The organism is Enterobacter sp. UPMP2060 (genome assembly GCF_053709655.1).
In genome coordinates this window covers 25,113-42,398 of record NZ_JBSKJQ010000017.1, presented here as the reverse complement: position 1 = coordinate 42,398, position 17,286 = coordinate 25,113, and the positions used below count along the sequence as shown (strand labels likewise).

At 59.8% G+C, this 17,286-nt stretch carries 14 protein-coding genes; 7 read left to right on the top strand and 7 right to left on the bottom strand.

The window, feature by feature from the left end:
• Positions 1 to 9 precede the first annotated feature (9 nt).
• A complete protein-coding gene (locus ACWKXN_RS21355) occupies positions 10 to 1,410 on the top strand; it encodes an MFS transporter (RefSeq protein ID WP_454544305.1) in 1,401 nt (466 codons plus the stop codon).
• A 34-nt stretch (positions 1,411 to 1,444) separates the two neighbouring features.
• On the opposite strand, the gene ACWKXN_RS21350 is transcribed toward ACWKXN_RS21355, so the two are convergent.
• Genes ACWKXN_RS21350 through ACWKXN_RS21340 form a run of 3 tightly spaced genes read right to left on the bottom strand, consistent with a single transcriptional unit; the run spans position 1,445 to position 4,155 of the window.
• Positions 1,445 to 2,440 (bottom strand): DUF2891 domain-containing protein, encoded by a 996-nt coding sequence (locus ACWKXN_RS21350; protein ID WP_454544304.1) that lies wholly within the window; start codon positions 2,438 to 2,440, stop codon positions 1,445 to 1,447.
• Positions 2,441 to 2,449: 9 nt separating this feature from the next.
• Entirely contained in the window at positions 2,450 to 3,436 is a 987-nt protein-coding gene (locus ACWKXN_RS21345; RefSeq protein ID WP_033145579.1) for a DUF979 domain-containing protein, read from the bottom strand.
• On the bottom strand, positions 3,433 to 4,155 hold the full coding sequence (locus ACWKXN_RS21340; protein WP_454544303.1) for a DUF969 domain-containing protein: 723 nt from the start codon (positions 4,153 to 4,155) through the stop codon (positions 3,433 to 3,435). The genes ACWKXN_RS21345 and ACWKXN_RS21340 overlap by 4 nt, the downstream gene beginning before the upstream one ends.
• A 199-nt stretch (positions 4,156 to 4,354) precedes the next feature.
• Here ACWKXN_RS21340 and ACWKXN_RS21335 point away from each other — a divergent pair, with 199 nt between their 5' ends.
• Positions 4,355 to 4,900, top strand: a complete 546-nt coding sequence (locus tag ACWKXN_RS21335) for a winged helix DNA-binding protein (protein ID WP_039262429.1) — start codon at positions 4,355 to 4,357, stop codon at positions 4,898 to 4,900.
• Between the two features lie 2 nt (positions 4,901 to 4,902).
• On the opposite strand, the gene glgX is transcribed toward ACWKXN_RS21335, so the two are convergent.
• The 3 genes from glgX to treZ are packed head-to-tail and all read right to left on the bottom strand — an operon-like array spanning position 4,903 to position 11,246.
• The gene (gene glgX / locus ACWKXN_RS21330; protein ID WP_047060903.1) at positions 4,903 to 6,978 is read right to left on the bottom strand and encodes a glycogen debranching protein GlgX; all 2,076 of its coding nucleotides are present in this window, start codon (positions 6,976 to 6,978) and stop codon (positions 4,903 to 4,905) included.
• 15 nt (positions 6,979 to 6,993) lie between these two features.
• Positions 6,994 to 9,462 carry a malto-oligosyltrehalose synthase gene (gene treY / locus ACWKXN_RS21325; RefSeq protein ID WP_454544302.1) on the bottom strand — a complete coding sequence of 823 codons (2,469 nt, stop codon included), beginning with the start codon at positions 9,460 to 9,462 and terminating at the stop codon, positions 6,994 to 6,996.
• The gene (gene treZ, locus ACWKXN_RS21320) at positions 9,459 to 11,246 is read right to left on the bottom strand and encodes a malto-oligosyltrehalose trehalohydrolase (protein WP_454544301.1); all 1,788 of its coding nucleotides are present in this window, start codon (positions 11,244 to 11,246) and stop codon (positions 9,459 to 9,461) included. Before treZ ends, treY begins: the two co-directional genes overlap by 4 nt.
• Before the next feature lie 132 nt (positions 11,247 to 11,378).
• Here treZ and ACWKXN_RS21315 point away from each other — a divergent pair, with 132 nt between their 5' ends.
• The 4 genes from ACWKXN_RS21315 to ACWKXN_RS21300 all read left to right on the top strand — a co-directional run bounded on the left by ACWKXN_RS21315 (position 11,379) and on the right by ACWKXN_RS21300 (position 14,783).
• Positions 11,379 to 11,906, top strand: a complete 528-nt coding sequence (locus ACWKXN_RS21315; RefSeq protein WP_039262423.1) for a GNAT family N-acetyltransferase — start codon at positions 11,379 to 11,381, stop codon at positions 11,904 to 11,906.
• Between the two features lie 86 nt (positions 11,907 to 11,992).
• Complete coding sequence (locus ACWKXN_RS21310; protein ID WP_226852640.1) at positions 11,993 to 12,742, top strand: 5'-nucleotidase, lipoprotein e(P4) family; 750 nt, start codon at positions 11,993 to 11,995, stop codon at positions 12,740 to 12,742.
• 141 nt (positions 12,743 to 12,883) lie between these two features.
• Complete coding sequence (locus ACWKXN_RS21305; protein WP_454544300.1) at positions 12,884 to 13,870, top strand: MBL fold metallo-hydrolase; 987 nt, start codon at positions 12,884 to 12,886, stop codon at positions 13,868 to 13,870.
• Between the two features lies 1 nt (position 13,871).
• Complete coding sequence (locus tag ACWKXN_RS21300; protein WP_240608208.1) at positions 13,872 to 14,783, top strand: LysR family transcriptional regulator; 912 nt, start codon at positions 13,872 to 13,874, stop codon at positions 14,781 to 14,783.
• Here the strand turns inward: ACWKXN_RS21300 and ACWKXN_RS21295 are convergent.
• A complete protein-coding gene (locus tag ACWKXN_RS21295) occupies positions 14,774 to 15,658 on the bottom strand; it encodes a LysR substrate-binding domain-containing protein (RefSeq protein ID WP_033145589.1) in 885 nt (294 codons plus the stop codon). The genes ACWKXN_RS21300 and ACWKXN_RS21295 overlap by 10 nt on opposite strands.
• Before the next feature lie 113 nt (positions 15,659 to 15,771).
• Between ACWKXN_RS21295 and ACWKXN_RS21290 the strand changes: the two genes are divergently transcribed.
• Positions 15,772 to 17,259 (top strand): UbiD family decarboxylase, encoded by a 1,488-nt coding sequence (locus ACWKXN_RS21290; RefSeq protein ID WP_039262417.1) that lies wholly within the window; start codon positions 15,772 to 15,774, stop codon positions 17,257 to 17,259.
• Positions 17,260 to 17,286 lie beyond the last annotated feature (27 nt).

The following is a 17,286-nucleotide window of genomic DNA, read 5'->3' as shown; positions in this document are numbered from 1 at the left end:
GTAACGACGATGACGCTATTTTCAAACCTGCCCGGCGATGAAGGCTTACCCGGTCATGAACGCGCCCGGGTCATGGCCGCCGTCATGACCACCACGCTGATGGGCGTCTTTGACGGCACCATGATCAACATCGCGCTGCCCTCCATGGCAAGGGCGATGCAGGTACCCGCGAACGTTGCGGTCTGGTTCGCCAACGGTTACCTGCTTTCAGCGGCAATGACGTTAGCCATCTTCGCGGCGCTGGCGGCGCGCGTGGGCTATCGCCCGGTGTTTCTTGTTGGGCTTGCCACCTTTACGCTCACCTCGCTCGGCTGCGCGCTGGCAGCGACGCCGGAAATGTTAACCGGCATGCGTATTCTGCAGGGCATCGGCGGTGCGGCCACCCTGAGTATCGCCCCGGCAATCCTGCGATCCGTTTTTCCGGGTCGACTGCTTGGCCGCATTCTGGGGCTGCACGCCCTGCTTATCGCTTCCAGCACGGCGATTGCCCCCGTGCTGGGTGGAACCATACTGGACGCGCTGAGCTGGCAGTGGCTGTTCGCCATTAACATTGTTCCGGGCAGCGTCGCCCTGCTGCTGGCGTGGTGGGCCTTGCCGCGGGAAACGGCCGTTGACCGCTCGCCCTTTGACGCGCCGGGCGCCGTGCTCTCCGCCGCGCTGTTAGGTTCGGCGATTATGCTGGCCGACAGCCTTCAGCGCGTGACGCAACACATTAGCCAGGAGACCCTCGGCTGGGGGATTCTTACGCTGACCAGCGCCCTCGCCTTTATCTGGCGGATTCGGCGCGCGCAAAGTCCCATACTGCCGCCCGTCATGTTCAAAAACGGACGCTTTACCCTTGCAGCCCTGACCTCGCTGGCCTCGTTTGTCAGTCAGGGCATCACCTTTGTCGCGCTGCCGTTTCTGTTTCAGAGCGTGTATGGCTACAGCCCGGTGGTCTCCGCGCTGCTGTTCACCCCGTGGCCGATTGGCATCGTGCTGATCGCGCCGCACGCGGGACGATGGGCAGATACGATTTCCGCGCCGCTGATCTCGACAATCGGGCTGATGATTTTTGTCGGTGGACTGGTCCTGCTGGCGACGTTGCCGGACAGCCCATCCGCATGGAATATCTGCCTGCGCAGTCTGGTTTGCGGGATTGGGTTTGGCTGCTTCCAGAGCCCCAATAACCGGGAGATGCTCTCTAACGTGGCGCGGGAATATGCCAGCTATGCCTCCGGCGTGTTGTCGATTGTGAGGACATTCGGCCAGTGTCTCGGCGCCGCCGCGGTGGGCGTGCTGCTTGCAACGGCCGGATCAGACCATGACCGGGCCGTGCATCTGGCGCTTTGGATTGCAGTGATAGCCTCGACGGGATCGGTGTTGTTTAGCGTGAGCAGGCTGAGCCCTGCGGTTCGGGCGTCAGCCTAGACTGATGCAGCACCTTGCAGCGCAGCGCGTTCTTTTACTCCAGCGCCAGCAGCGCAAAGCTCGCCAGCCAGTGCCCGCCGCTGTAGTGGCTGCCGACCACATGCTCAACGCTTGCCGTCAAGTGTTTCGCCACCGCCTCGCGCAGCGGCTGCTGCGCCGGATGGTTTGCGGGAAGCGCTCTGGCAATGTGCTTCATGCACCAGGCGCGGCTGAGGTTTAACCCGTCGAGATGGGCAATTTTCGGGTCGGTACGGTCGCTCACTTCCGCCGGGTTCATCAGCGCCGCAATGGTGCCCGCCTCTGGGAGAAACGCGTCAAACCAGGCCGGGAAGTCTTTCAGCACCTTGCTCATCAGCAGCGCTTCCGTCAGCGCGCCGGAAATATACTCATCACCGCCGGGCTCGTAGTGGGCCGGATAGCGCGTGTCGGCGAGATAAAACCGCTCCGCCGCCGTGACAATCGCCTGCTCAAGCGCGCTATCCTCCACGGCTCGCGCGTAATCGAGCGCCAGCGCGAGGGCAAACGCCGTGTTGTAGTGCGTCCCGACGCGGATCGGATAGGTGAGCTTGCTGAGGTAATCCACCAGGCGGTTACGAATATCCTGGGTTAACGGCTCAAGCGTCCGGTACCAGCCTGCGGCCTGCGGCAGCGACGACTGCTTTAGCTCCTGGGCCAGCGCCAGCAGCCAGCCGTAGCCATACGGGCGCTCAAACGAGGCGCGGAACGGCGCGGTGAAATAGGCCAGCTCCTTCGCCACGTTCTCTTCCGTCAGGTGCTCGTCGACAAGCGCGACGATCGCGTCCCGGCTCGGCAGCTCCGGGTAGAGGCGCACGCAGCGCAGCAGCAGCCAGTAGCCGTGCACCGCCGAGTGCCAGTCGAAACAGCCGTAGAAAATGGGGTGCAGTTCGCGCGGCGGCAGAACGTCACCATCATCATTCAGCAGGTGCATGATGTGGTTCGGGTATTCCTGGCGCAAATAGGTCAAAGGCATGCGGGCAAACGCGTCAGCCTGATGTTGCGTTAATTCCATAACAGCTCCTTAGCGAAACACGAGGAAATACATGAGGAACACGTTCACCACCAGCAGGGTTAACGCGGTCGGGATCTGGATCTTGATCACCTGATACTTATCTTTCAGCTCCAGCAGCGCGGCGGGAACAATGTTGAAGTTAGCGGCCATCGGCGTCATCAGCGTGCCGCAGTAGCCCGCGTACATGCCAATCGCCAGCAGCGGCGCCGGGTTGCCGTGATGCACGTTGATCAGAAACGGCAACGCGATCCCCGCGCTCAGCACCGGGAAGGCCGCAAACGCATTCCCCATGATCATGGTAAACAGCGCCATCCCCACGCAGTAAATCACCACCAGCATAAAGCGGTTATCCGGGTTAACGAACAGGCTCACCACCTTCTGCACCGAGTCACCGGTATTGGCCGCCACGAACACGCCGCCGAGCATGGCCAGCATCTGCGGCAGGATCACCGCCCAGCCGATGGTGTCGACAAGACGGCGAGACTGGCGAATGGCGTGCAGCGGCGTGCCTTTGGTCAGCCACCAGCCGGTGAGGATCGCCGCGACGCAGGCCACGCACAGCGCCGCCAGAGTGAGCTGCTTCTGATCGAGCAGGAACACGCCGCCAACCGAAACCCCTTTCAGGAACAGGGTGCCTATAACCGTCACCACCGGGATCATCAGCGCGGGCAGGAACAGCCAGTTTTTAAGGCGGTTTGACGACGCGAGACGTTCGTCTTCGGTCGACATTTTATAGTGCCCTTTCCCGACCAGACCAAAGCCCGCCAGCAGCGCGATAGCGATAACGCCGCCGCCAATGATCCGGTACGCCAGCGATTTCCCCAGCTCCTGCACCATCAGGTCGCCGAACAGGAAGATCCCGCCGAATAAGAACCAGAACAGCGCCGTGGTAAAACGCTTCGGATTGGCGCGATCGCGCAGGGTCATCACAACCAGCAGCATCACGACGAAGCCGATCAGGTAGTACACGCGGTTAATGGTGATAAGCGTCATCATTGCGCGGCCTCCCGCGTGCTCTGCTCCGCGCGCCAGGCCATGACGTCGCGACGGATGCTGGCATCCAGGCGCAGCAGGCGCGTCATATGAATAACTAATGCCGCAATGGCGGTTGGGATGGCCCACAGGCCGATATGCAGCGGTTCGATGCCCGGAATGCCATTCTCTTTCAGGAACGCGTCGATCAGCAGCACCGCGCCGAAGGCAATGAAGATATCTTCCCCAAAGAAGACCGCGATGTTGTCACACGCGGCGGCATGGGCTTTGATTTTGTCGCGGATGTGCTGCGGCAGCTCGCCGTATTCGTTTAGCGCCGCCCCTTCGGCCATCGGCGCCAGCAGCGGACGCACCGTCTGGGCATGACCGCCCAGCGACATCAGCCCCAGCGCGGCGGTGCCTTCACGGGCGACAAAATAGAGCATCAGAATACGCGCCGAGGTCGCGCTGGCGATCTTCGCAACCCAGGCCTGGGCGCGCTCCTTTAGCCCGTAATATTCCAGCAGACCAATCACCGGCAGGATCAGAATGAAGGTCGCCAGGGATCGGCTATTCACGAACTTTTCGCCAAAGGTCTCCAGCAGCATCCCGAAATCCATACCGACCAGCAGACCCGTCGCCAGCCCCGCCACTACGACCACCAGCAGCGGGTTGAAGCGCAGTGCAAAACCAATAACCACGATCGGTATCCCGATCAGCGGCAACAGCGTAGTACCGTCCATAACGTTTACCCTATCCAAAGTGAGCGTTGCGCGCCGACGGCTATTTTTTTATTTTGCGGCGAGCGATGTTGTGTTTTTCGACAGGTTTCGGAAAACCTGCGCTAAAAAGCTATATCTGAACCTCAAAAACATGTAAACAAATTATCAATAAAATGTTCTTATTTTATCGATGAGTTTACATTTCTGGCTAAGGAACGTTATGACCTCGGAAAAGAGTGCTACACCCCCTCACGACGATATCAACGACGGCCGGATCGTCTCGTCCCGCCATCTGGTGTCCGAGCGCTGCGCGGAACTGTCAGAGCTGGAGTACGCGCTGATCATGACCAGTAACGCGTTCAATAAATGGATGGTGCGCTGCATGACCGCAGCCGGCGAGCCCGATATGGGCGCATTTGACGTCTCGCTGCTGCATCACGTAAACCACCGCGACCGCAAGAAAAAGCTGGCCGATATCTGTTTCGTTCTTAACGTGGAAGATACCCACGTGGTGACCTACGCCCTGAAAAAGCTGGTCAAAGCGGGCTACGTGACGAGCGAGAAAGCGGGCAAAGAGCTCTTTTTCTCGACTACCGAGGAAGGGAAAGCGTTGTGCATGAAGTACCGGGACGTGCGGGAGGCGTGTCTGATCGCTATCCACGCGGAGAGCGGCATTGCCGGGAAGTCGATTGGCGAGACCGCGCAGCTGTTACGCACGATCTCCTCCCTGTATGACACCGCCGCCCGCGCGGCGGCATCACTCTAGGGCTAAGGACGTCTGAAGAGAGTAATACTGCGTCCGGCCAGTTCGTACTCTACGGTTTCGGTGAACGCTGTCCCGGTGGCAGCGCCATCTGCCGTAGACAGCTCCAGCACCCATCCCCCTTCGCCAAACTGCGGGATCTGGAACGGCACGGTCCCTTCAAACGGGTTGAACAGCATCAGCACGTCGTGCCAGATGCCGTCCTCCTGCCTGAGATCGGGCCTGCTGATGGAGACGCCGAGCGTCGAGCCTTCATCCCACTGCTCGGCCTGCTGCGGGCCGCCGCCGGCATTGAACCAGCGGATCTCCAGCCCGTCGCGCCAGCTTTCACGGCGCAGCAGCGGCTGTTGCGCGCGAAGGTCAATGAGCCGTCGGGTAAACTCGCGCAGCGCAGCGTCGTTTTCGGTTATCCCGTTCCAGTCGATCCACGAGATCTCGCTGTCCTGGCAGTAGCCGTTGTTGTTGCCCTTCTGCGTGCGGCCAAACTCGTCCCCCGCCAGCAGCATCGGCGTGCCGTGGGAAAACAGCAGCGTGGTCAGGAAATTACGCTTCTGCCGCTCGCGGGTAGCAATAATATCCGGGTTCTCCGTCGGCCCTTCTTCGCCATAGTTGTACGAGCGATTATCGTTATGCCCGTCGTTATTGTCCTCGCCGTTGTCGGCGTTGTGCTTCTCGTTGTACGACACCAGGTCATTCAGCGTAAAGCCGTCGTGAGCGGTGATGAAGTTGACGCTGGCCCACGGACGACGCCCGCGCAGGTCGTACAGATCCCCGGATCCCAGAAGGCGTGCGGCAAAGTCGTTGGAGACGTTATCGCCCTTCCAGTACTCGCGTACGGTATCGCGGTATTTGTCGTTCCACTCCCCCCAGCCCGGCGGGAAACCGCCGACCTGATACCCGCCGGGACCGATGTCCCAGGGTTCACCAATCAGCTTGAGTCTTGATAACACCGGATCCTGAGTCATGGCGTCGAAGAAACCGCCGCGCGGGTCAAACCCTTCAGGCTCGCGGCCAAGAATCGTCCCAAGGTCGAAACGAAAACCGTCAATATGCATCGACTCCGCCCAGTAGCGCAGGGAGTCCATCACCATCTGCAGCACGCGCGGGTGCGAGGTGTTGACCGTGTTTCCCGTCCCGGTGTCGTTGATGTAGTACCTGTGCTGGTCCGGCAGGGTGCGGTAATAGCTGTAGTTATCAATCCCCTTAAACGAGAGCGTGGGGCCAAGCTCATTTCCTTCCGCCGTATGGTTGTACACCACGTCCAGAATCACCTCGATGCCCGCATCGTGATACGCGCGCACCATGTCGCGAAAGCCCTGGATCCCCGCCGGGCCGTAGTAGCGCGACGCCGGAGCAAAAAAGCCGAGGGTGTTATAGCCCCAGAAGTTCTTCAGGCCGCGGTCGAGCAGGTGCTGGTCGTCGGGGAACCAGTGCACCGGCAGCAGCTCCACCGAGGTGATGCCAAGACTCTTGATGTAGTCGACCGAGGCTTTGTGTCCCATCCCCTCAAACGTGCCGCGCAGCTCCTGCGGGATGGCCGGGTTCATCTGGGTAAAGCCCTTCACGTGGCTCTCATAGACGACGGTATGCGGCCAGGGCACGTTTGGCCGGCTGTTGTCCTGCCAGTCAAAGGCGTTCGGGTCGATGACCTTGCACTTCGGCGTGAACGGCGCGCTGTCGCGCGTGTCAAAGCTGAGGTCCAGTTCATCATGCCCCAGCTCATAGCCGAAATGGGCGTCGTTCCAGTCGATATCGCCCACCAGTTCGCGGGCGTAAGGGTCGATAAGCAGCTTGTGCGGGTTAAAGCGGTGACCGTTTTCCGGATCGTAGGGCCCGTAGACGCGATAGCCGTACAGCGCGCCGGGCTTCAGGTCCGGCACATAGCCGTGCCAGACCTCATGGGTATATTCCGGCAGTTCCAGCCGGGCGATTTCGTTTTTCCCGGACGGATCAAACAGACAGAGCTCCACCCGCTCGGCGTGAGCGGAGAACAGCGCGAAGTTGACGCCCTTCCCGTCATAATTCGCCCCCAACTGCTGGCCATGACCGGCCCGAATTTCAAACGTAGTATCCTTTGCCATTTTCGTTCTCCACGATTATTCGCAGGTAAGCAGAACCAGTACACATCCCTTTTCTGACGTTAAATCCAGCGTCTCTTGCAGAATGCGGCTCTCACCGCTGAACAGATCCCGATAGCGTTTCCCCGTCAGCTCTTCGGGTATCGCCACCCTGGTATTGACCCACAGCTGATGATTATCGGTGACATCAAAAACCAGACGCGGTACGGCGACAATCAGCGCCTCCTCGTCCTTAACGCGGGCATAGACAATCAGGTTCTCCTCGCGCTCGCCGGTGACCTTAAGCGGCAGCCAGTCGCCGTAGCGGAAAAGCGCGTCGTAATGCGGACGCAGCCGCAGCAGCGTGGCGGTGACGAACTGCTTAACGCGCCCGTCTCGCCAGCAGGCCGGGTTATCAAATACCGTGGCATCCGCCGCGCTGAGGTTGTGCACCAGCGCGTTGAAGTCCGGCTCCCGTCGGTTATCCGGGTCGACGAGGCTAAAGTTGAGCGCCTCGCTGCCCTGATAGATATCCGGCACGCCGGGAGCCGTCAGCTTGATTACCGTCTGGCTGAGGCTGTTCATCAGCCCGGCGCGGATAAAGGGCTGCATCGCCTCGCTAAAATCCTGCAGGAACAGCGCGTTGTCCGGCGAAAGCAGGTGCCGCGCGTAGCTCAGCACCACGCTCTCATAGCTCTCGTTGCTGTCGATCCAGTCGGTGCGCTGTTTTGCCTCGCGCAGCGCTTTCTCGAGGAAGCCGATGAATCGCGCGTCGAGTGCTTTAAGCCCTTCGGCGTCGTCCGGTGACTGCGTGGCGGGCCAGACGCCCGCCAGCGCCTGATAGATCATCCAGGTATCGGCAGCGTTCGGCGCGGTACCGTCATTGAGAAAACGCACCTGAGTCTGGTTCATCTGTCGCCAGCGGGCCAGATTTTCCCCCCAGCGTTCCGGCGCTTCCGTCAGGGTGTAGAGACGCGCCCGGGCGTCTTCCCCGCGCTTGGTATCGTGCGTGGAGGTGCCCAGCAGCGCGTCGGGCTGACGGGCCAGACGAATGCGCATCTCCTGGTGGAAGCGGGATAATGAAAACGCGCGCGGCGTCGGGTCGGCGCCCACTTCATTGAGCGCCAGCTCGAGGTTGTGGCGAAAGAACAGCGTGTCTTCAACGGACTTCGCCATCAGCGGCCCGGTAAGCTGCTGGAAGCGGGTTCTGAACAGCGCGGCGGACTCGCGGCAATCTTCCGGCAGGTCGCCGGTAAGAATGCGCACAAGCAGGCTCAGCGCCGCTTCAGACGTCTCCACGCCGGCGATCACGCGGTTAAGCAGCGCCACGTCCGGCGGGGTTAATCCCTCCCGGGTGCCGTAGGTGCGGTAGACCGGAAAGGCGATAAGCAGCTCGCGCAGCGCGTGGCGGATCTCCTCGCGCGGTAGCGCAACCTCATTACGGCCGGCCAGATCGTCAGCAAGGTTAAGCAGCGTGGTGAATTCACCCTCAAAATTGCGATCGGTCATCAGGCCCTTGGCATCGCGCAGTTCCGCGTGGCGATCGACCGTTATCCCCAGCGTTTCGTCGTGGATGGTCTCCAGGCGCGACAGGTTATCGTCGTCGACCAGCACTTCCGCCAGCGAGGCGATAAACTCGTAGCCGGTGGTGCCGGATACCGGCCAGTCGGCGGGGAGCTGTTCTCCCTTCGCGAGAATTTTTTCAACCGTGATGTAGCAGTCGGGCCCGGTTTTCTCCCGCAGGCGCTGCAGATACCCCAGCGGATCGGCCAGGCCGTCGACGTGGTCGATTCGCAGGCCGTCCACCACGCCAGCGTGAACCAGCTCCAGGATCAGCCGGTGCGTATCGTCGAAGACCGCGTCGTCTTCTACCCGAACGCCCACCAGACCAGTGATCTCAAAGAAGCGCCGCCACGAGAGCTGCTTCGGCGCTTCCCGCCAGGACATCAGCCGCCAGCTTTGCGCGTCATGCAGCTCAGCGATGCTCTTATCCTCACTGTACGTACCGGGGTTGAGCGGATACTCGGCGTCGTAGTAAACCAGCGCGGCCTTGTACGTGACAGGGTCACGTTTTAGAGCGATCGCCCCCTTCTCCAGCTCCGCCTCAAAGGTGTCACCGAGGAACGGCAGCGTTAGCGGGCGCGACCCGTCGATATCGAAATAGCGGAAATAGCGGCTCTGCTGGCCGTATTCAATCACGTCCCGCCACCAGGCATTTGCCAGCGAGGTGGACATATGGTTCGGGACAATATCCAGAATCAGCCCCATGCCGGCCTGCTTAAGCGCTGCCGACATGCGGTCGAAACCGTCTCGTCCGCCGATCGCGGGGTCAATTTCATTCGGGTTGGTCACGTCATAGCCGTGGGTGGAACCCGCTGTGGCGGTAAATACGGGCGATGCGTAGAGATGGCTGATGCCGAGATCTTTCAGGTAAGGCACCAGCGCCGCAACGCGATCGAAGGTCATGCCATTACGGAACTGAATACGGTACGTGGCGGAAGGGATCATAACGATGCTTCTCCATCAGCAAAGCGAACGACAATACCGTTCGGCGGTAAAACGTCAGTGACTTCCGGCCAGGCAAAGCGCGTCTCACCCGCGAGATCGGGCAGCGCGACGGGCTTACTACCGATATTCAGCGCCAGAGAGAGTGTCCCCGACGGGAAATGCCAGCTCACCGCCACCATGCCGGGCGCGGTCTTGATTACCTTGCTCTCAACGGCGCCGCCATGACGCAGAAGCGGAACGTTATGGCGATGACGCAGCGTCAGCAGGTGGCGCGTGAAGCGCAGCCACGTTTTGCCTTCGTCGGTGGCAATCTTATTCCAGTCGAGCTTTGAACGGATAAACGTGTTCAGGTCGTTCGGATCCGGGACGGTTTCATCGTGCCCGGCATGGCCGGTAAACTCTTTTGCGCGCCCTTCCCGCACCGCCTTTGCCAGATCGCCGTGAAAATCGGTGAAAAACAGGAACGGGTGCGTTTCCCCAAACTCCTCGCCCATAAACAGCAGCGGGATATGGGGAGAAAGCAGCAGCGCGGCAAGCAGCACCCGCGTCTTGTCGGCCCCCGCCAGGGCGATCAGCCGCTCGCCCTGGGCACGATTCCCGGTCTGATCGTGGTTTTGAATAAAATCGACGAAGAACTGCGGCGGCTGCGTCTGGCACTCCACCCCGCGGGATTCGCCGGTTTGCAGCGAAATCTCGCCCTGGTAGACAAAGCCTTCCGCCAGCGCCCGGGCGAACTTTTTCTCCGGCTCAAAGGCAAAATCCTGGTAATACGCGTGGGTCTCGCCGGTGGCAAACACGTGGGCAGCGTTGTGGAAGTCATCATTCCACTCGGCGGTGAACAGCGGCGTGTTGCCCTGTTCATCGCGCGGATGCAGGAAAATCACGTTGCGGCTGTCTTCCGTGGTCAGGTGAACGTGGCGGTGCGGGATCGCCTCGCGGATTTTTGCGGCAATCTCCTCCAGAATGTGCGTCTCCGAGGTGTCTTTAATCTGGTCGATGGCGTCAAAGCGCAGGCCGTCCAGACGGTACTCCTTCAGCCAGTAGAGCGGCGCATCGGTGATGTACTGCCTCACCGGCTCGCGTTCGTAAGCAATTCCGTTGCCCCACGGCGTCATCCGCTGTGCATCAAAAAACGCGGGCGACAGCAGGGGCAGATAGTTCCCCTCGGGGCCGAAGTGGTTGAGCACGATATCCAGCACCACGGAGAGTCCCAGCCCGTGCGCGGCGTCGATAAACGCGTGGAAATCCTCCGGCGTACCGTAGGCAGAGTGCGGGGCGTACAGCAGCACGCCGTCATACCCCCAGCCGCGTGTTCCGCCAAACTGAGAGACGGGCATCACTTCAAGCTGGGTAATACCAAGCTCTGCCAGATACGGTAGCTTGTCGATGGCGGCCCGGAAGGTGCCCTCCGGGGTAAACGTGCCGATGTGCAGCTCGTAGATAACCGTGTCTTCCCACGGCCGCCCTGCCCAGTCCCGGTTGACCGGCTGATAGCGTTGGGGATCGATAACGATGGAGGGGCCGTTAACGTCGCCTTTTTGCGCGCGCGAGGCGGGGTCGGGCACCGTCATGCCGTCCTGCAGAACAAATTGATATTCTGCACCGTGCGTGACGCCGGATACGTCTGCCTGAAACCAGCCGTCGCCAGCTGCCGTCATCGGCACGTCGGCGGCGGCCAGACGTAGCGTTAGTTCTTTCTGTCCTTCTGCCCAGACGCGAAAACGTACAACGTCATCGGAAATAAACTCAGCACCCCACTGCTTTTGAAATGTCCTGAATTCCATTCATTGTCCTCGAATGACCCACATTTTACGCGGAACGAAGTACAAGCTTAGTTCAGGATTAAAAGTGTGTTAGGCCAGCGAATTTAACCGCTTCGTCTATTCTTTATGAAATAACTCACTACCGGGAAGACTATGCAGATTCGAAAAGGACTCAATACCGACCTCGCTCGCCTTGAATGCTGTGACTTTTCTTTCACCATTAGCCACATTGCGCGAGAGCCCTTTATCCACTGCGATTTGCATATCGAAGCCGTCGCCGAGCCCTGGATTAAAACCTACGAGCTCGATATCCAAACCCTTGAAAACCACTGCGTTAATCCGGACGCCATATTTCTTATTGCCGAAACGGATGACGGGGAAATTGCCGGATTTATTACCGCGTCTATCGGCTGGAATAAGTTTATCTCGGTGGATTACATTGCCGTGGAGCGCACGAAACGCAGAACCGGCGCCGCGCAAAAATTAATGGCCGCCGCGCACGTCTGGGCCCGCAGCGTAAACGCGCCGGGATTACGGCTTGAAACACAAAATGTGAACGTCTCTGCCTGTCTGTTTTACCGCAACTACGGGTTTACCCTGGGCGGATACGATCGTTATCTCTACAACGCCTTACCGGAAAAGGACGAAGTCGCCCTGTTCTGGTATTACATGCTGGTCTAACGGCGCGGCCTTCATATTTCTGTCATTGAATTTCATTACGCTTTCGGGATTTTAACCAGGGTGTTGAGGAAAAAAGTGTGAATTCAATGGCTAAGGCATTACTGCTGGCATTACCTGTTTTGAGTGCAACGGCAGCGGCGACGGCCGCCGGGGGCGAGCTGTGTGAACCCAAAGCGTACGAAATGGCGCTGCGCTATCAGCAGAAATCGGCAGAGATCGTGGCTCTTCAGCTGCAGACGTATCGGTTTGCCACCGAGCGTTTCAACGAAAAGTTAAAAGAGCTGAAAACGCCTGAAAATTACGCCGTGGTAATGGACCTGGATGAAACGGTGCTGGATAACACCCCTTTGCTGGTGCGCGACACCGAGCAGTGTCACGACTATACAAAATGGGACACCTGGAGCGACTGGGAAAAACAGGGAAAACCCGGCTTAATTCCGGGCGCGAAGGCGTTTCTTGACCATGTGAATCAAAGCAAGGTCCGTATCTATTATGTTTCGGACCGCATGCAGGAAAATAAAGCCGATACGCTCAGGACGTTAAAAGCCCTGGGACTTCCGCAGGTGTCCGATGAAAGCGTGCTTCTGGACACGGTCAGCAAGGAAGAGCGTCGCCAGAGCATCCTCAAAAAGCAGCAGATCGTGATGCTGTTTGGCGACAGCCTGCCGGATTTCGCCGTGCAGTTTAAAAATAAAAAGCCGAGCGAGCAGCAGCGTGAGCTGGTTGAAGCCAGCGCGGAACACTTCGGAAACGACTGGATTGTGCTGCCAAATGCCGCTTATGGCTCCTGGTCCAAAGCCACGCCGGACAGCTGGAACGCGCCGCTGAAAAAATAAGGTGTTACGGGCCGGGAAAGGCAGCATCGCCACCCGGCTTCTGCGTTGTGCTATCCACTGCGTTTATAGGTCCTATCATTTCTGGGCAGGTTCTTATAATTTTACGAAGAAGTAAGATGAGTGCTTTCAAAGGAGACTCGTATGCTTACCGTGAAAAAACTTGCTCTTTCTACGCTGATTTCCAGTTCATTGCTTTTCTACCCTGCGCTGCAGGCGTCGGCAGAGACGCCCCAGCACGTCGTTAAACAACCGGCGGGCGGATACAGCGTCCAGGTCGGCGACGTTCTGGTCACCTCGTTTACCGACGGGACCGTCGCGCAGGATCTGCACAAGCTGCTGCGCCGGACAACGCCGCAAAAAATTGATGCGCTGCTCGCGAAAAATTTCCAGACCAACCCGCCTGAAGTGTCCATCAACGCGTTCCTGATTGCGATGCCCGGACATAAAATTCTGGTGGATACGGGCTCAGGCCAGCTCTTTGGCCCCGGCAACGGCGGACGTCTGATTGAGAGCCTCGCCACCCAGGGGATTAAACCCGAGGACATTACTGAAGTCCTGCTGACCCACGCCCACTCCGATCACGCGGGCGGCCTGGTGAAAGACGGCAAGGTGGTGTTCAGCAACGCGCGCGTTTTCGTTGGCAAACCGGACGTCGACTTTTTCTTTAACGACGAGAATCAGAAAAAAACCGGCTACGGCAAGAACTACTTTGACGTCGCGCAGAAGACCTTAAAACCCTATCTTGACGCCGGTAAAGTGGTGCCGTTTAGCGGCACATCTGAGATTCTCCCGGGGCTGACCGGCACGGTTCATCCCGGCCATACGCCGGGTTCAGCCTTCTACACGCTGACGAGCAAAGGCGGGAAGATCACCTTTGTCGGCGACATCATTCATGCCGCGGCGGTTCAGTTCCCGCAGCCTGACGTGACCATTACCTACGATGAAGATCAGAACAAAGCGGCAGGCGTGCGCGAACACGCGTTTGCGGACTTTGTGAAAAATAAAGACCTGGTTGCCGCGCCCCATCTGCCGTTCCCGGGTATCGGGTATGTCACCAAAGGCGAAAACGGCGGCTATGCCTGGGTTCCTGTGACCTATACCAACCGGGACGCCGGCAGCGCGAAATAAAATGACGCCCGTCTCTGACATGGACATCGACCTGATCCTGACCCTGGACGCCCTGCTTCAGGACAGGAATATCACCCATGCGGCCGCGCGGCTGGGCATCAGCCAGCCCGCGCTGTCCGCTCGTCTGGCGCGTCTGCGAACGCTGTTTGGCGAACCGCTGTTTATTCCCTCCCCACATGGACGTGGGGTGCTACCGACGCCGCGAGCGGAAGCGCTTAAGCCGCAGGTGGAGAGCGTGCTGCGCGGCATCAGCGCGATGTTTTCTCCCACCACGTTTGATGCCCAGACCAGCACCCGAACCTTTGTTATCGCGCTGCACGAAAACCCGGCGCTGATGCTGGGCACCGGGCTGCTTAACCAGGTGGGTACCGAAGCTCCAGGTATTCGCCTGCGCTTCGCCCTGCCACAGATGTCCGAACTGCCGCAGCAGCTCGAAACCGGAGATGTGGATATCTACATCGGCGTAAGCGCGGGCGCCCATGACGGCTGGGTGAGGCGCAAACTGCTCGACGATGCGTTTGCCACCGCCCAGCGCAAAGGCCATCCGCGCGGGACCGGAGCGTTAGACCTGGAAAGCTACTGCGCGCTTTCTCATCTGGTGGTGTCATCGGCGGGAGATCCGTTTACCGGCTTTGTCGATCAAACCCTGGCCGGGCTGGGCTACCAGCGGCACGTCGCGATGTCCACGCAGAGCTACGCCATGGCGCCTGCGCTTGTTGCCGGTACCGACCTGGTGTGCACCCTGCCGGAACGGATGCTGAAACAGTTTGCCGGCACGCTGGATCTCTTTGCGCCGCCGCTGCCGCTCCAGCCGATTACCATCTACATGTACTGGCACCCGAAAAACAGCCAGGATCCGGCAAATGCCTGGCTGCGCGAGCAGCTGCTGCAGGCCGCCGGGCGTCAGGTATGATCGAGGGTAATCAGGAATTTTTTAAGCACTTCTGAGCGAATAATCCGGTGGCAAACCAGCGTCAGCTCGCTTTCCCGGAGCCGGTCGAGGATGTCCACGTACACCACGTTCTCAACGCTCACCGCCTTTGCCGAGGCGGGCAGCAGCGCCAGCCCAAACCCCGCCGAGACCAGGCTTATCACGGTGGGCACGTCGGTCGCGTTTTGCACCACGTCCGGCTGAAAGCCCGCCCCGCTGCAGGCGTCATAAAAGTACTGTTCCAGCCCCATTCCCTCCGGGTCGCGCAGGGAGATCCATTTTTCGTCCTTCACCGACGAAAGCGTCAGCGCGGAAGATCCCGCCAGCGGATGCTGACGATACAGCGCCAGGACCGTTTTCTCTGACGTGAACGGGCGGCTTTGCAGATCGTCAGGCAGCGACGGCAGCGGCGCCCGGATAATAGCCACATCGAGCTGGTTGCTCTGCACGGCCGCGTAGAGCGTCTGCACGTTTCCCGTCACCAGCGACATGGTAATGGCCGGCCAGCGCGTATGCATCTGGCGCAGCGCGGCGGGCAGCCTGCCGTCGAACATCGCGCTCGACACGCACCCCAGGTTTAATACCCCCTGCTCGCCCCGTGCCGTTTGCCTGGCGTCCAGAACCGCCTGCTCGGTCAGGGAGATGGCGAGCCTGGCTTTCACCAGAAACGCTTCACCCGCGGGCGTCAGGGTTAAGCGGCGGTTCGCCCGGCTAAAGAGCGTGACGCCTAAACGTTCTTCCAGCGCCTTTATCTGCTGGCTCAGGGCCGGTTGCGCCATGTTCAGACGCTCAGCGGCCCGGTGCATGTGGAGCTCTTCGGCCACCACGATGAAATGGCGCATCTGACGAAACTGCACGGAACGCTTCCTTTTTTGATATGAGTTTACTTATCAATTTAGCAGTAATGATGCAATTGATGCTATTGGTCATTGCCATAAAAATGGAGGTATTCAAAACGAGGGAGGAAATTATGGAAAACCCGATCAACGATCTCCGCAGCGCCATCGCCCTGCTTCAGCGCCACGAAGGGCAGTATCTTGAAACCGATCATCCGGTCGATCCCAACGCGGAGCTGGCGGGAGTCTACCGCCATATCGGCGCGGGCGGCACGGTAAAACGTCCAACCCGTACGGGCCCGGCCATGATGTTCAACAGCGTGAAGGGCTATCCGGGCTCCCGCATCCTGGTGGGCATGCACGCCAGCCGCGAGCGCGCGGCGCTCCTTCTGGGCTGCGAGCCCTCTGAACTCGCAAAACACGTCGGCCAGGCGGTGAAAAAGCCGGTTGCGCCGGTTGTGGTTCCGGCCTCGCAGGCGCCCTGCCAGGAACAGGTTTTCTACGCAGACGACCCTGACTTCGACCTGCGCAAGCTGCTTCCGGCCCCCACAAACACGCCGATTGATGCGGGCCCGTTCTTCTGTCTGGGGCTGGTGCTGGCAAGCGATCCGGAAGACAGCTCGCTGACGGATGTCACCATCCACCGCCTCTGCGTTCAGGAGCGCGACGAGCTTTCCATGTTCCTTGCCGCCGGTCGGCATATCGAAGTCTTCCGCAAAAAGGCGGAAGAGGCCGGAAAACCGCTGCCGGTGACGATCAATATGGGGCTCGATCCTGCCATCTATATCGGCGCGTGCTTTGAGGCGCCCACCACGCCGTTTGGCTACAACGAGCTGGGCGTCGCCGGGGCGCTGCGCCAGCAGCCGGTCGAACTGGTGCAGGGCGTGGCGGTAAAAGAGAAAGCAATCGCGCGGGCGGAAATCATCATCGAGGGCGAACTGCTTCCGGGCGTGCGCGTAAGAGAAGATCAGCATACCAACACCGGCCACGCGATGCCGGAGTTCCCGGGCTACTGCGGCGAGGCGAACCCGTCCCTGCCCGTGATCAAAGTGAAAGCCGTGACCATGCGAAACCACGCGATCCTGCAAACGCTGGTGGGACCGGGGGAAGAGCATACCACCCTGGCCGGTTTACCGACGGAAGCCAGCATCCGCAATGCCGTTGAAGAGGCGATTCCGGGCTTCCTGCAAAACGTCTATGCGCATACCGCGGGCGGCGGTAAATTCCTCGGGATCCTGCAGGTGAAAAAACGCCAGCCGTCAGACGAAGGCCGTCAGGGACAGGCGGCGCTCATTGCCTTAGCCACCTATTCGGAGCTGAAGAACATCATTCTTGTCGACGAAGACGTGGATATTTTCGACAGCGACGACATCCTGTGGGCGATGACCACCCGCATGCAGGGCGATGTCAGCATCACCAATATTCCGGGGATCCGCGGCCACCAGCTGGATCCGTCCCAGTCGCCGGATTACAGCACCTCAATTCGCGCAAACGGCATTTCCTGCAAGACCATCTTCGACTGCACGGTGCCGTGGGCGCTGAAGGACCGCTTCGAGCGCGCGCCGTTTATGGAGGTGGATCCGCGTCCGTGGGCGCCGGAGCTGTTCGCTGATAAGAAATAGGGAAATTTCGGGCGTATGGCCCGCAGG